This is a genomic window from Enterococcus sp. CWB-B31 (assembly GCF_020567645.1).
GTDB lineage: Bacteria > Bacillota > Bacilli > Lactobacillales > Enterococcaceae > Enterococcus_L.
Window position 1 is genome coordinate 278,671 of the sequence record NZ_JAJDJW010000002.1, and the last position, 16,454, is coordinate 295,124.

The 16,454-nt window shown below is 39.1% G+C and carries 12 protein-coding genes; all 12 read right to left on the reverse strand.

Annotated features, from left to right (window positions below; all coding sequences use genetic code 11):
- Positions 1-151: 151 nt before the first annotated feature.
- On the reverse strand, positions 152-2,119 hold the full coding sequence (locus LI954_RS03975) for a BglG family transcription antiterminator (RefSeq protein ID WP_229443706.1): 1,968 nt from the start codon (positions 2,117-2,119) through the stop codon (positions 152-154).
- Between the two features lie 38 nt (positions 2,120-2,157).
- Entirely contained in the window at positions 2,158-2,982 is an 825-nt protein-coding gene (locus tag LI954_RS03980; protein WP_229441778.1) for a class II fructose-bisphosphate aldolase, read from the reverse strand.
- A 14-nt stretch (positions 2,983-2,996) separates the two neighbouring features.
- Positions 2,997-4,037: a PTS fructose transporter subunit IIC gene (locus LI954_RS03985; protein ID WP_229441779.1), complete on the reverse strand. Its 1,041-nt coding sequence runs from the start codon at positions 4,035-4,037 to the stop codon at positions 2,997-2,999.
- Positions 4,038-4,049: 12 nt separating this feature from the next.
- A complete protein-coding gene (locus LI954_RS03990; RefSeq protein WP_202067520.1) occupies positions 4,050-4,364 on the reverse strand; it encodes a PTS fructose transporter subunit IIB in 315 nt (104 codons plus the stop codon).
- A complete protein-coding gene (locus tag LI954_RS03995) occupies positions 4,361-4,834 on the reverse strand; it encodes a PTS sugar transporter subunit IIA (protein WP_229441780.1) in 474 nt (157 codons plus the stop codon). Before LI954_RS03995 ends, LI954_RS03990 begins: the two co-directional genes overlap by 4 nt.
- Before the next feature lie 729 nt (positions 4,835-5,563).
- A complete protein-coding gene (locus LI954_RS04000; protein WP_229443708.1) occupies positions 5,564-7,648 on the reverse strand; it encodes a DNA topoisomerase 3 in 2,085 nt (694 codons plus the stop codon).
- Between the two features lie 211 nt (positions 7,649-7,859).
- Complete coding sequence (locus LI954_RS04005; protein ID WP_202067523.1) at positions 7,860-8,255, reverse strand: DUF1033 family protein; 396 nt, start codon at positions 8,253-8,255, stop codon at positions 7,860-7,862.
- Positions 8,256-8,456: 201 nt separating this feature from the next.
- Positions 8,457-9,578 carry a tRNA 2-thiouridine(34) synthase MnmA gene (gene mnmA, locus LI954_RS04010; protein WP_229441782.1) on the reverse strand — a complete coding sequence of 374 codons (1,122 nt, stop codon included), beginning with the start codon at positions 9,576-9,578 and terminating at the stop codon, positions 8,457-8,459.
- 271 nt (positions 9,579-9,849) lie between these two features.
- Positions 9,850-12,045 (reverse strand): glycosyl hydrolase family 65 protein, encoded by a 2,196-nt coding sequence (locus tag LI954_RS04015; protein ID WP_229443709.1) that lies wholly within the window; start codon positions 12,043-12,045, stop codon positions 9,850-9,852.
- A gap of 165 nt (positions 12,046-12,210) precedes the next feature.
- Entirely contained in the window at positions 12,211-14,517 is a 2,307-nt protein-coding gene (locus LI954_RS04020; protein ID WP_229441784.1) for a glycoside hydrolase family 65 protein, read from the reverse strand.
- A gap of 365 nt (positions 14,518-14,882) precedes the next feature.
- Positions 14,883-15,224, reverse strand: coding sequence for a DUF1831 domain-containing protein (locus tag LI954_RS04025; protein ID WP_202067532.1), 342 nt, complete (start codon positions 15,222-15,224; stop codon positions 14,883-14,885).
- Positions 15,225-15,306: 82 nt separating this feature from the next.
- Entirely contained in the window at positions 15,307-16,452 is a 1,146-nt protein-coding gene (locus LI954_RS04030; protein ID WP_229443711.1) for a cysteine desulfurase family protein, read from the reverse strand.
- Positions 16,453-16,454 lie beyond the last annotated feature (2 nt).

Sequence of the window (16,454 nt, forward strand, 5' to 3'; positions counted from 1 at the left end):
CAATAAGAATGTCAGTCTAAAGATTTATAAGCTATAGAAATTATCTAGTGTATTAACCGAATTAAAACTAAGTTAGGCTGCTAATTCAAGAAACGTACAGCCGGCACGGGAGCAAAAACAGCTTTGTGAGTTGCTTTTCATCAGTAACAGTTTAATTTCCTCTTTCAACAAAGAATTCAATAACTTCTTGTTTAGTTTTTAATTGATTCAAAAGAGTAATGCTGCCATCTTCAGTGATCTTTATCAACGTTTTGTAGAAGCCGCGAATCGTTTTTTCAGTGGTAAAATCATTGATCTCAGAAACAACAAGAAAAAAGATATGCTTAACTTTGTCTGCTTCTGTCCATTGAATCGGCTCCTGTAAATTAATATAAACAATGATTGATTTTTTCACTAATTTTGAATTTCCATGAGGAATTGCAACTGCAGAACCAATTTCCGTAGAAACAAAAACTTCCCGTTTAATAACCGATTGTATATAGTTTTTGTAGACGTATCCTTTTCTCTCTAAAAGCCTGCAGATTTCTGTAATAATTGTGTTCTTTTCTTTGGATGGATAGTCCAGAAAAATAAATTCTTCCTTGAGTCCCATTGCTTCATTCACATCTCGTTTTTTATTGCCTAATATTTTCTTTTTAATCAATTCTTTAACAGTTGATAAGACCGCAATCTTATCATTTTCAGTTAGAATACGTCCAATATGAATGACTTTTTTTGAGGTATAGTTACTTACATTCATTAAAGGTGAAACAACTATATCATAGACATCCTGATACTCTTCTGTTGTTTGGCAGCTCAAAGAAATTCTCGGATGAAGATTCCTGATTTGCTCATACAATAACTCTGAAAAACTATTCTTACCGTTCACAAGTAAACAAATATTAATATTTTGTTTTCTTTTTTCCTTTGCGATACCCAAATATAAAGCAATATAAGCAATTTCATCTTCATTAATTGTTGCATTATAGTATTGATCGAAAAGCAAGCTACTGGCCCAGGTAGCTTTATAGACCATTGAAAAGTTTTTCTTTACCTCATAAAGAAGCGGGTTATGAATACGAATACTCATAGTCAGCCTTAAGATCGTTCCGCTAAGATGATGGACAATTCCCTTTTTCAGCTGCTTATCTGTACCAATATCAATATTTAATATACCTTCAGTGATGCTTAAAAAGTTATCAATAAACTCGTTAAATCTCTCAGATTTTTCTACCTCAAGTTTCTTTTTATCAAAAGAATTGGAAGTCAGCAGTCCATATAAATCAAGGTAAAGATAGATATAGGAAAGCTCAGTTTTAGATGGCTCTGTTGTATAATTTTCCTTGAAAAACTGTCCCAATTCATTTAAAAACATTTTGGGAAAAGAAGCGATTAGCTCTTTCTGTTGTCGAGTATATGTCAACTTATACCCTAATTTTTCACGAATGATCGCTAAAGAAATATGCAAAAGTACCGTATTTCTGGAAAAGTGATCCAGCTTTAGCTGATTTTTCTTTTCAAAACCCAAAATCAATTGTTCAATCGGATGATAATTAAACTCGCCAAAAACACTTTTAAATGAGTACTCTTGTTTTTCATTAAAGAAGTGCTTCCCAACTGCAACTTGTGTTGGAAACAAATAGGTTTTTAAGAACAATTCGATAATGGCATCACGAATATCGAATTCACTGCCTTCAATGACCAAACCATAATTTTTAACTCGTTTAATCATCACATGGTAGTCATGACAAATTTGATTTAAATCTTCAATTTTATGAGCTAAATAGCTGCGGCTTACATATAATTCTCGTTTTAGTTTCTTTTCTGTAACAATAGTCTTTTTCGGCCCCATGAAAAGTCGTTTTAGCAGGTGAGACACATCATCATCTACAGAGATTTGATAGCAGGCTTCTTCTAGCTTTTGCTTCGAAACAGCGTCTTCAATCAGTAAACGAATTCCAACACCACGACTCTTGATCAGCCTGCCATACTTCCTCTTTTTCAGTTCTTGATCAATTACCGTCAGTTCATTGAGAACAGTCTTGTCAGATAAAGAAAGCGTCTCTGCAATTGCTTTACTAGTTGATTGTTCCTTTTCTAGTAATACTTTAACAATCATCTGTTGCCGTTTCGTCAGCATCTTATCGCACCTTCTCTCTCGTTCTTACTTCTTATATCCTAATTTGAAGCTTTACCTGCTTGACCGGCTAACTTCATATAATAAATAAGTCTATCCTTAAATCCCTTTTGCAAGCGATGATAAATCATATAAGATTCTCCGAGTTGATTGCCTTCATCAATCGCAGCTGTAAACAGATCCGTCGCGATATTGATTTTCGTAATCCCACATTTGATTGCTTTCACTAAGTTGGCATCTCCTGTACCGCTCCCTCCATGCAAGACCAATGGAATTAACAGCTTTTGATTCAATTCATTTAAGAGTTCGAAGTTTAAATGAGGTAATCCGTTATACTGTCCGTGAGCAGTTCCCACAGCTACTGCTAAACAATCTATACCCGTCTTTGTAACAAAGCTCTGGGCTTCTTCCACATCAGTATACAGTCCTTTAACAGAATCTCCATACATTTTGCCTTCTCCAACATGTCCAAGCTCTGCCTCAACACTTACATTTACTGCATGAGCCATTTTCACAATTTCCTTTGTTTCCCTAATATTTTGTTCCAGAGGCGCCGTACTGCGATCAACCATTACTGAGGTAAAACCCGCTCGAATTGCCCAAACGGCTTGCTCGAAAGTAGCACCGTGATCCAAGTTTAAAGCGATAGGAACAGAAACTTGATTGGCTAAATATTCAATGATTCTTCCTAAATAGACAATGTCCTTATGAAATACAAAACCAAAATCTAAAATCAAAGGAGCATCTAACTCAACAGCAGCTTCGATACAGGCTCGAGCAGTATCTTCATTAATAACATTGGGTGCAATCACCCCATATTTTTGTTCTCTGGCTTTTTCTAAGATTTCCTTCATTGGAACTAGCATGCTTTCATCCCCTACTAATTGAATTTAATTTCAAAATCAATCTCTTCTTCTTTTTCTTCATTTTCAATCGCTTTTGGTTTCAGTATGATCAAACTAATTGCCGTAACCGCTACACCAATAACAAATGCCAGGATAAACATGAACGGTCGTTCAATAAATGGAATAGCAAAAATGCCGCCAGCTGGAATCGGACACAAGCAACCAAAGACAACGGCCAAACTGCCGGATATGGCACTTCCTAAAGTACAGGAAATAATGATTCGAATGGGATCAGTTGCAAGAAACGGAAAAACTCCTTCAGTAATGAAGAATAACCCTAAAGGAAAAGCTGTTTTTGCAGCATTTTGTTCTGCTTGCGTGAATTTTTTTCGGGCTAAAAATACAGCTACTGCAACACCAACCGGAGGTGTCATACCACTAACCATACTAGCCGCTTTGGGTGCATAAATACCTTCTACTAACATGGCATCACAAAATGCACTTGCTGCTTGAGCAAAGGGGCCTCCCATATCAAAACGCATCGCTCCGATAATACCGCCTAGAAGAAATCCAGATTCTCCCTGCAAGCTAAGCAGCCAGTCGGTCATACTGCTTTGAATAAAAGCCAGAGGTCCTCCTAAAGCATATACAAAAACAAGTCCGACAATCAGAGTAGAACTAACAGGAATAATCAAAACCGGCATTAACCCTTGCAATACTTTTGGTGGTTTTACATAGGTTTTCACCATAAGTGCAATATAACCAGCTAGGAATCCACCCACAAGACCACCAAGAAAACCTGCTCCTACAGCATTAGCCAAAGCTCCGGCTGCTAATCCGGGAGCAATCCCCGGCCTTCCCGCAATTGAATAGGCAATTGCCGCAGCAATAACAGGGACCGTAAAAGTAATAGCAGCTACACCAATATCTTGAAGCGAAGCAGCAAAAGTTCCAGGCTGAATATCAATACCACCGAATATTTGAGATAATCCTAGGCAAATCCCCCCAGCAACGACAACAGGAATCATAAATGAAATACCAGTCAATACATGTTTTTTAAATTGAAGCTTCTCCATGAGATTTCCTCCTCACTCTGATTTCAACTTTTCTTCTATCTTTGACAAGAGATTTTTAGGAGATTTCATCGCAATTTTCATTGGAACTTCTAAAATTTTTTTCCCATCAAATCTTTCTCTTCCAGATACTTCAATATCTGCAGAAATAATCACTACATCTGCTTCTTCGATATCGTTGCTTGTTAAAATATCTTCATTTCCAATACTTCCCTGAGTTTCAATTTTTATTTCATGTCCTAATTCTGCAGCTGCATTAATCAGCTTTTCTTTGACTAGATAAGTGTGCGCAATGCCTGCAGTACAGGCAGTAATCCCCACAATTCTCATACTAAATTCTCCTCTCTTTGCGAAAAGATTTCAACGACTTCCTTTGCATTTACGGCCTTCTTCAATTGCTCCTTCAGCTCATCATGTGCCAGTACCTTTGCAACATTCGCCATCATTTTTAAATGACGTTTGCTGCTTCCATATTCCTTAGTAGAGACAGCAAATAGAACAATAACCTTAATTTTTTCATTATCGACACTTTCCCAATAGATAGTTTCTTTGAGAATACCAACAGCTATCGCATCCTTTTCTACCCCGCTTGAAACGCCATGGGGAATTGCTACCCCATCCCCAATGCCTGTCGCTCCTTCTTTTTCTCTAATATAGATATCCATAATAAACTGCTTTTTATCCGATAAAACACCATTATCCTCCAATAGATTTGCTAAAATTTTTACAGCCTCTTTTTTGTCTTTTGCTGAAACATTCATTAAAACAAACTTCTCATCAAGTCTAATTTCTGCAGTCATCCACTCACCTCTTTCTCTACACTTAAATCATAGCATTGATTTTAAAATCAATAATTCTGATATTTACCTTAAAAAAAAAGAAATTTTTGCATTATCTCTTAAAATCTGCCTATTCCTTCAAAGAAGTCAGCTTATTAACCTATTCAAGCTTGAGACTGACAATTCTACTAAAAGTTCACATACTAGTAGAATATCCTTATATCTACAAGTCTCACATTGTTCGGCTCTCGATACAGATGCATCTACTTGAAAAAGCATTGGTGTGTCTTGCAGGACCACTCAGACATACGACAAACATTCGAAGAAACGTAGGAACACGTTCTTACATGACCCTCAGACATGCGACGAGCATTCGAAGAAGCGTAGGAGCACGTTCTTGCAGGAGCCCTCAGAAAAACAAAAACCGATACAACCCTTTTTTGTTCTTTAAATACAGCTTAACAGTCAATTTCATTACACATTATTTAGGACATGTCTGAAAATTCAAGCGGCGAATATTTTGATAATTTTTATCGAACTCCTCGTCATAAATACTCGCTTATGAACCACATAAGCTGTGTTTTCTTCCTTGATTTCAACAAAAATCACTGAAAAATTCGAATTCCACTAACTTTTCAGACATACCCTAGTCTGATTGCTCTCTGTTTTTTTCAACTCTCAAACATGAAAATCGGAAATGGACTCATCAATACGCATGCTGAGTCCATTTCCGATTCTGTTATATTCTTTTTACTTATCTTCACCCAATGCAGCTTTCAGCGCCTGAGCCAACGCACTCTCTTCCGGCTCTTTTTTCTTTGAGTACTGCTTCATTAAACGCTTCTCTTCATGTTTAGTCATTTTTTTACTATGCTGTTTTTTATCAGGAATTTTTTCACTGATCGAACACTGATTACATTTAAAATAGGCACCATTTTTCCCTTCAATAATCACCATTTTACGATGACACTGCGGACAGCGATGATTAGAGGTTTTCGGTTCTTTTCTGCGTTTATAGCTGCATTCCTGGTTCGAACAGACATAGAGCTTTCCGTCTCGAGTATTCTTCTCTTTGAGATTTGAACCACAATCCGGACATTTTTTCTGTGTCATTGAAAAATCCTGATAGCTGTTTTCGCTATGTTTAATCTCACTGACCAGACGGCTCGTGTCCGCTTCTATTTCACTTAGGAAAACCTTGCTGTTTTTCTTTCCTTTGGCAATGCCCTCCAACGTTTTCTCCCATTTTTCCGTTAGCTCCGGAGTAACTAGTGAAGCATTTACCAGCTGCAAAAGCTGTTTTCCTTTAAGTGAAACCTTCAATCCCTGTGGTGTTCGTTCCATCAATTCTGACTTAATCAGCTTTTCTATGATTTCTGCCCGAGTTGCCGGTGTTCCTAAGCTATGCTTCTCCATAAAGCCCAGCAGACTACCTTCGTTCAATGGCTTGGGCGGCGAAGTCAGTTCTTTATTAATTGTAAAGTCGGCAGGAACAATCATGTCCTTTTTCCAGGCAACAGTCGAAACTGCTTCATCTTTTTCCTGTTTCCAGCCTGCTTCCTCTACCTTATTTTGTCTAAAAATAAATTGTTCCTTCCCAAACTGAGCTATGATTTTTCGCTGATTCACTCGATGGGGCTGGGCAAAAATTCCCAAAAAGCGATTGACAATCATCAAATAAATTTTCTGTTCGTCATTGCTCAGCTTTTCAAATCTGGGCTGCTGCTCTGTTGGAATCAGTGCATGGTGATCACTGACTTTTTCATTGTTAAATACTTTATTTAAAACAACTTTTCCGCCTGTTTTCAGATACTCTTTTGCTTTTGGAAAGCTTAAACTGATCGCACGAAGCCGCTCTTTCATCGTATCCTTCATGTCTGTTGTCAGATATTTACTATCCGTCCTTGGATACGTGACAATTTTATGAAATTCATAGAGACTTTGAACCAGTGACAGGGTCTTTTTAGCAGAAAACTGATAGCGTTGATTAGCCTCTCTCTGAATCTCAGTTAAATCATACGGAAGAGGTGCTGCTTCTGTCTTAATTTTATCCTGAATATCTGTCACTCTGCCTTTAGTTTTGCTCAGCTCTTTGACAAAGCTTTCCACATCGTTTCTTTCTTTGAATGCAAACTGATTTTTCTGAACCAGCCGTCCTTTTTCTTTTTGATAAAGCAAATCTACAGTAAAATAAGTTTGCGGTCTAAAGGATTCAATCTTTTTTTCCTGATCCCTGACCAGTGCCAGAGTAGGTGTCTGCACACGTCCCGCCGAAAGGTTATCCTGATATTTTACAGTCAAGGCTCTTGTCACATTCAGACCCACCAGCCAGTCTGCTTTCGCTCTTGCCAAAGCAGAATAATAGAGATTATCATATTCTTTTGCCGGTTTTAGTTTTCTAAATCCTTCTTTAATTGCTTTGTCTGTCTGAGAAGAAATCCATAAGCGCTTTACAGGTTTATCAAAACGAATGTATTCCAGAATCCAGCGGGCAACCAGTTCACCCTCTCTCCCAGCATCTGTTGCAATCACCGCTTCACCAACGTCTTTACGACTTGCCAGTTGTTTAATGGCTTTCAGCTGATGACCTGTTTTTGGCAAGGGCTTAATTCCCAGTTGTTTTGGCAGCATAGGGAGAGTTTCCATTTGCCAGTTCTGCCAGTCTTTATTTAAATCTTCGGGCATTTTCAAGCCCAGTAAATGTCCCAATGCCCAGGTAACAATCACATCAGGACCTTCATAGTAGCTTTTGTTTTTATTTTTAGCATTCAAAACACGACTCAAATCTTTCGCTACACTGGGTTTTTCAGCGATAATTAATTGTTTTTTTGCCATAATACTCTCCTTTAATTTTTCTGCAGCACTTTAATTATAACAAAACTGGAAATAATAAATGAATCTTTTTATAAGTGTTTGTACCGCCGTTTATTCGGGGGTAGACACGAAGAGAGTCCAGAACTTTATTTCTGTCCCACTCTCCTGTCTATTTAAAAGAAAAAAGATGGGCCGTTGTCCAATTGACAGTGCACCATCCCTTTTGTGGTTTTCATTGAATTATCTGTATTGCCGACGATTTGCTTACCAGATTTCGTTTGCAGCATTTTGCCTTGCCGCATTTATTTGTCACTTCTGAAAAATCACTGCTGCTTTCATGCGAAACAGCCTGATAATCTTTTAATAAAGCCAAGCCAATATACTGCTGCAAATCTTCATCGCATTCTTCACACCATCGTTCATCGCCATCATTCCAGAAAGCAGCCAGATAGTTGGGTTTAATGTTCGTATATGTATATTTTGAAGAAATTTCTTTCCACTTTTCCAAGTAGTATGTAACTGCTTCATCTAAACTATCGAATTCATATTTTTCAACAATGTCGTCCTGCCATTCTTCAAAAAACCACCATGGTTCATTATCACCGTACATCACGATCACTTGGTACAATCCACTCACCTCTCCAATTCATACAACTGCTATTGTAATCACTTCCAAACGAAGATGCAAGTGTTTGAGATTCTTTTCTCCGCATTTTTCAAAATTCTTTCCATTTTAAAACAGAAGAAGCAAAGAAATTGATACTCTTCAGCCTCTCCTATTCTAATTTAATTTTCTTTTATTTTTTAACATTTTCCAGTCTGCAACTGATTAAACGTATTGAAGTATTTTTTCTTCTTTATAGGCCTGATCAATCAGACCCCCGCCCAAACATTCCATACCATCATAGAAAACCACCGCTTGTCCCGGCGTAATGGCTCGAACTGGTTCGTCAAAAATTACCTCAGCCTGATCATTTTCCAGGAGACGTACAGTTACAGGTACATCTTGCTGACGATAACGGAATTTTGCTGTACAACGAAATTCCTTTGGCTTTTCTTCATTCGTCGTAAAATGAATAGCACTGGCATCCAAACGAGTCGCATAAAGTGTTGGATGATGAAATCCCTGTCCAACAATCAGCGTATTGGTTTCCAGTTCCTTGCCAATAACAAACCAAGGGTCCTGGGAGGTTCCGCCTCCGCCGATCCCCAAGCCTTGGCGCTGACCAATCGTATAATACATCAATCCGGCATGCTGACCTTTAATTTCGCCATCTTCTGTCACCATGTTGCCTTTTTTAGCCGGAAGATAGTTGCTTAGGAACTCTTTAAAGTTCTTTTCACCGATAAAACAGACCCCTGTTGAATCCTTTTTCTTGGCTGTTGCCAAGCCCGCACGCTCAGCAATTTCACGTACTTCTGATTTTTCCATTCCACCAAGAGGAAACATTGTTTTTGATAATTGTTCCTGAGAAAGCTGACTGAGGAAATAGGTTTGATCCTTATTATTATCTATCCCTCTCAGCATATGAACCGTACCATCCTCATCTTTTGTTACCTGCGCATAATGTCCGGTTGCCACATAATCTGCACCAAGCTGCATGGCATAGTCGAGAAAAGCTTTAAACTTAATTTCTTTATTGCACATCACATCTGGATTTGGTGTTCTGCCTAAACGATATTCCGCTAAAAAATATTCAAACACCCGATCCCAGTATTCTTTTTCAAAATTAACAGAATAGTAGGGAATCCCAATTTGATCGGCTACCTTGGCAACATCCTTGTAATCCTCTGTTGCTGTACATACACCGTTTTCATCTGTGTCGTCCCAATTCTTCATAAAAATTCCGACAACATCATAGCCTTGTTCCTTGAGCAGTAAAGCAGTGACAGATGAATCCACTCCTCCGCTCATCCCGACAACCACACGTATTTGTCTGTTGTCTGTCATTGTATCACCATCATTTCATATAGATTCTGAAATATCCACGATTTGAAGGTCGCTGTTTCCAGTGTTTCTAATTATACTAGGTTTTTTGGAGATGTAAAGATGTTCGCAAGATGTTGAATAACACAATAGCCCGTACTGCTTTAATTAACAAAAGTCTTTCAAAAAAAATGTTTGTCACAATCTCTTCAATATGCTTTTAGCGAACGAAGGCTCTTCTGCTTATTAACTAAAGCCGTATCGTTCGCCATTTCATTGCATCTTCCAAAAACTATCAGCTCTTAACCACTTTCATTATCTCGCTTTTTTGTTTGGATATCTCAACTTTATACTGATGACCTTTCACAAAAATTTTAAATGACAGCTTCTGCCATTTTTCAGGCAGCACCGGATCGACTGTAATAATACCAGCTTCATTTACTTTCAAGCCGCCAAACCCCAGTACCGCTGTCATCCAAGCTCCGCCATTAGCTGCCGGATGAGTTCCGCCAATGTAGATTGTGCCGGCAAATTGCTTGGATTCTCCAGTCAAGTCTACTGAAGCTGTTTTCATAAAATAGGGATAAGCCCACTCAGGATCACCAATATCACAGGCCTGCATCGCATAGGTACAAGCACTTAGAGAAGAACCATGCTCTGTTCTGGGTTCATAATAGGTCCAGTTTGCCTCTTTGTCTTTCTGTGAGTACTCTTCTTTGAACAGATTCAGCAGCAGCACAACATCTGCCTGCTTAATAATTTGTGTATCCGAAGCGACTCCATAAGCTCCGCCCCAGTATTCTTTCGGATTAATCAATCGGGAGCGAACTTCCTCGACCGTAGTATCCTCCAAATTAAAATAACCATCAAACTGTTCGATTAAGCCTGTTTTTCTATCTGGTTCAGGTACATAAAGCATTCGCTTCAACCTTATGATTCCTTCAAGGTCCTCCTGATAATTCAGCTTGTCAATCAACGCTTCATAAAAATTCGGTTCTTCTTTCAGCAATTCCAATGTTTCCAAAGCAATTTTAATCGTGTAAACAGCCATTTTATTGGTATAAGCATTGTTATATACGCGCTCATGATATTCATCCGGTCCAATTACATCAATCAATTCAAAACGTTCTTTCTCTTCTTTATAATAGGAGAAAGAGCAATAGAAACGGGCACATTCTAAAATCACTTCTGCTCCTCCATCCAACAAGATTGAGCGATCACCGGTTAGAAGATAAACCTGCCAAATGCCATATGCCACATCCGCGCTGATATGAACCTGCTTATCTCTAAAATACGTTCTCATCGGCCGATTGGTAAATACATCTGTCACATTATAATCCGAACAGGCATCCTGCCCGTTTTCCTGGCTTTCCCAAGCATAAAAGGCCCCTCGGAATCCATATTCAGCAGCTTTTTTTCTAGCCCCATTTAATGTTTTGATACGGTAATTCATTAGATTTTTCCCAACTTCCGGATCAGTATAAAGGAAAAAGGGCAGCATAAACATCTCAGTATCCCAAAAAACGGCTCCTTTATAGGTTTGTCCTGACAATCCTCTTGCAGGAATTGAAGCAGCCTGAGTATGACGGGGAGCAATACTCAGCAGCTGATAGATACTGTACCGTAAAGCAAATTGTGCCTCCTTATCTCCTTCAATAATAACGTCTGCCGCTTCCCAGTAGTCTGCCCAGATTTTCTCATGCTCTTTTTTCAGCGTATCATATCCTCGCTCAATGGCCGAACAACTTTCTTCAAGTGCCAATGTCAACGGATCTGCAACATCTTCTGACGTATAGACAACTACTGCTTTACTGATTGTATAGGTTTTTCCAGCTTTAGCAGAAAAACTGATTTTTCGAAAAATTCCTTTGTCCTTTTCGATTATTTCCTGTCTGCCTTCAACGTTCATTACCGCAGTTTCTGCTGTGACAACGTGATGATGAAGCTCTCCGGTAATCACCTCTACAGCTAGTGCTGCTCCCTCTTTATGATAAGCATAATCAGCAAAGTGAGGTCCGTTGATATCCCATACATCTCCATCAATTCCGGTAATCAGCTGTACTTCTGCTGAATGAGTAAATGAAAAAGAATAGTTCATAGTCAGCAAATGATAATCTGCTGCACTGGCAAATCGTTCACTTTTAACTTTAACTTCATTGTTTTTACCAGATAAAACGGATTCTCTTAAATGTATAGCAAATCGCATATCAAGTTGTTGATTATGGTCCTTCACATCACAACTCAATAGATCGTATGGTTCGCCATCAGCCAACAATTTTGTATACATGCCATTTGGCGCATTAATCGGCTCCCGCCAGGCAGTTCCCTGCTGATCATAAATTCCTGAAAGAATACATGCAGTAAATTCTTTTTTCCCATATTCCTCCATTGTACCGCGATAACCCAGATAGCCGTTCCCAACTAAAAATTTATTCCCGAAGTCTACTATTTTTTCCTGCTGCAAATTTTTCTCTCCAACAATCCATTTCATTGCTCTGCCTCATTTCTCGTTTAATCAGATCGCAACAGCTATATTCAATTCCTTGAATCTTGCAAAGTATTCTGAATCAGGACTCTTTTAACTGAACAGCAGAAAAATCCAGGCTCTTTTTCACTGCTGAAATTCTTTTCCTGCAGCTTCGTTACTACCTTCCGGTTAGCTAATTCGCTTGTCTTCTGGAATCGTTACTTTCGCTTCTTCAGAATCGACTGTCATTGGACTGCCGTAAATAATGAAATGAATTTTATCCCCTTTCAGCACATTAAGCAATACCTCTTCCTTTGTTACCTTGACTTCCAAAATCGTCTTTCTGTATTCAATTCGGAATGTGTAGCTGTTCCATTGTTTTGGAAGAACAGGATTCAAAATTAATTCCATTCCGTCACTGCGCAACCCGCCAAAGCCATAAACAATATTCATCCAGGCAGCAGCAAGCGACGTCGTATGCAGACCATCTTTGGTATTTCTATTGTAATCATCCAAATCCATCCGTGTTGAAAAGGAGAAAAATGACAATGCCTGATCAAACTTTCCCAGTTCTGCTGCTAAAATAGAGTGCACTGAAGGTGATAAAGAAGATTCGTGAATGGTCCGAGGTTCGTAATATTCATAATTTACCCGTTTTGATTCCTCAGTGAACCATTGATTATGGAGAAATTGAAACATCAGCACATCCGGCTGCTTGATCATGTCATTACGGTAAAGCCGATCATGTGCCCAGTGCTCATAAAGTGGAAACTGGGTTGGCGGAATCAAGTCAGCATCAATATGCGGCAGATCAAAGAATCCTTTATTTTGCTCAATAATTCCTTCCTGACTTTTGTGGAGCCAAGTATTCTTGGCACATTTCCACCAATACTCGCGTTCTGTTTCTGTTACACCAGTTCGTTCTTTTAACTGCGCCAAAATTGCCGGTTTCTTTTCTGAAAGTTCACTTAAAACCATCAAAGTATAGGCAAATGTTTGTTGAGCCATGTAATTGGTGTAAGCATCGTGATTTACCATCATCTGAAATTCATCCGGTCCCATCACGCCATAAAAGCCAAACTGGTGAGATTGCTGCCCCCAATCGCCTCGGGAAGCCAAAAAACGGGAAATTTCCACCAGCATCTCAATTCCCTTTTCATAAAGAAACTCCTTATCACCTGTCAAATTGACATAATGCCAAACACCGTAAGCTACACCGGTGCTGGCTTGAAACTGACCATTGGCATATTCCCAAAATACACAGGCTTCTTTTCCGTTAATTGTCGAAACCGGATAACACGCACCATGACAATCCAACTGAGTTGCTCTAATTCTGGCCTCGTTCAATGTTTCATAACGAAATTCCAAAAGATTTTTTGCTGCTTTCACATTATTAAACAGATAGTAAGGCAGACAGAATATTTCCGTATCCCAAAAGGTATACCCATTGTAAACCTCGCCGGTCAACCCCTTGGCTCCGATATTATGTGTATGATCCTGTCCATGATAGGTCTGCTGCAGCTGGAAAATACAATAACGGATTCCCTGCTGATTCCTTTCATCGCCTTCAATCTGAATATCATAATGATCCCAGACAGTCTTCCAGTATTCTTCCTGATCTCTCTTTGCCTGATCATAAGTCAGCTGAGTCGCTTCAGTCAGCGTTTCAATTCCATCCTGCCAAAGCCTGTCAGGATTATCTCCATTTTTACGGCTGATATTTGATGCAATTCTTTCGATCTCTGCTGCTTTTTTTTCAGTCAGAGAAAGCGTCATCTGAAAACCAATGAATCGTTCTTTTTCAACCAATTTCTTCTGGTACTCCTGATTCACCTGAATATGGCAGCCGGCAAAAACTTCTTGTCTGGTAGAGGTAGTCTCACAAAGTATGCCTAAATCAGCTCCCATATCTCCCTTCTTTTGTTCTTTCCAAAAGGAAAGGGGATCGTGTCCATCTCTGGTATCGAAATCAATCCCCATCAGCACATTGATTTCGCCGGAAAAATTAAGCGGCTCCAGCGTTATTTTCTGATAACCGTTTGTAGATATTTCCATATGCAAAAAACGTTCAAATGTTAATCTCAGCTCTTTACCAAATTGTGTACGCCAAGTAAAGGTGCGGGTCATTGTCCCTTTTTTCAAATCTAAAACACGAGTAAAATCTTCAAAAAATATCTGGTTTAAATCCAGCTGTTCATTCTCCAGTTCAATTCTGACATACAGCCAGTCAACCGAATTAATCATAAAATGAGGTCTTTTGACAACGCCTCTATAATTTGTATCTCTTTCTGTGCGGCTGTATTCATAAATCCCGTTAAAATAGCTGCCTAATAGTGTTTCACCGGTTGTCCCTTCTTCAAAGTATCCGCGTACACCCATATATTCATTGGCCTGTGAAAAAATTGACTCATCGACTTTTGCATGCTTAGGGTCAAATCCCTCTTCAATAATTTTCCAGGGATCTACTTTCAAATGTTCATCCGCAATTTTTGCCATAATTTAAAACACCGCCTTTTCTTTATTTGACTGTTCCACGCATAAACAACCTCTATCAGATCCTATTCAGTCTCCCTATTCATTCCTGAACACTTTTCCAGCTGCTGCAGCCCTTATCTGTATAAAATGCTCCTTCCCTTTTAGCAGCAGGTCCTTTTACTATTACTTACTGGTCATTATATCGGTAATTCAAAAAAGGATGCAAATGTTCTAACTGATTCAGGTACCATATTTATCAAATCTTACCTTCTTAATCCCCTCTTTCTTTTAGCAAACTGGATACTTTACCGAAAACAAAAAAAAGATAAAACCAGCATTATCTGCTTGTTTCATCTTTTCATTTACTTACCATAACTTTTCGATAATCAGACTTTTTCCAGCACTCCCCGGCTGATCATGCCGTCCATCAGAAAGTAAAATTTTTCCTGACTCATGTCATGCTGTTCGTTTTTAAAAATATTCATTGATTTCAAGCCGTTTGCTGTGGTTACTGACATTTTCAATGTCTTCAGATCATTGGAAATAGTGATTTTCAGCTTAAAGCCTTCCTTACTCTGAGGCGTTGCATCCAATGAACGAATTAACTGGAAATTGCCTGAATTAGTCTCTGTAAATCCATTATCTCTTAGTGTATATCTTTTTGCAGCGGGATTCACTTTGTAAAAAACATCTGATCCTTCAACTGCTGCCTTTTCTTGAAAAGCCATTTTTTTCCCCCCTCTATTTCATTTCACCTTTTATTATAGTAGTTAATTATTTCTTTTTCCAGCCCTATTCAGAAAATCTCCCTCAGGATTTCAAGCGTTCAATACTTTGAATCAGACTCTTGGTAAATATTTCAATCTCATTTTCCGAATTTCCATATCCGAAACTGATACGGATTGATTCTTTTACTGCCGGACTTTCCTCGCCATACATTGCTGCAAGGACATGCGAAGGCTCAACCGTTCCCGCTGTACAGGCAGATCCTGTAGAAACAGCTGTCCCGTTAAGATCCAAGTGCATCAGCAGCAAATCATTCGGAATCCCCTTGATCCAAATATTCAAAATATGGGACAGCTTTCCGTCCAGCGAGCCGTTTACTTGGTAGTCAATACTGTTTTCTTCCAGCTTCTGAAGGATCACTTTCTGAAAGCGGCTGTTTCTATTCTTTATTTCTTCTTTCACTTCTGGAGTCAGCAACTCCACTGCTTTGCCCATTCCGGAAATCCCAGGTAAGTTCTCTGTTCCTGCCCGCCGTTTTTCTTCCTGTTCACCGCCTCGAATCAGCGGTTCAAAAGGGACACCATCACGCTTATACAAAAAACCAACACCCTTTGGTCCGTTAATCTTATGTGCAGAGACACTAAGAAGATCTACCCCCAGCTTCTCAACATCTACACTTTCAGAGCCATAGACTTGAACAGCGTCTGTATGAAAAAATGCCTGATGATCTTTCAACAGCTCACCAATTTCTTTAATCGGCATCAGCTGCCCAGTTTCATTGTTGCCTGCCATTACAGAAACAAGGATAGTCTCTTCTCTTAATGAAGATTGAACTGCTTCTATTGTAAGCTTTCCTGTCCTATCAACCGGCAGATAAGTAACGTCAAAGCCCAAAGTTTCCAGATACCTCATTGGCTGCAGAACTGCCAAATGTTCAACAGCTGTTGTGATAATGTGGCTGCCTTTATCTTTCCTTTTTATCGCTGTTTCGACGATTGCCGTATTGTCGCCCTCAGTTCCGCCGCTGGTAAAAATAATTTCGTGAGGTGCGGCATTGATACTTCCGGCAATAACCTGACGGACAGCTTCCAGCTTCCGATGAGCCTCTCGTCCAACACCATGGATACTGGATGGATTTCCAAAAATATCCCGCATAACAGCTGTCATTTCTTCAATTACATCCGGATGCATGGGAGTTGTTCCTGCATGATCTAAATAAATGTACTTCATCG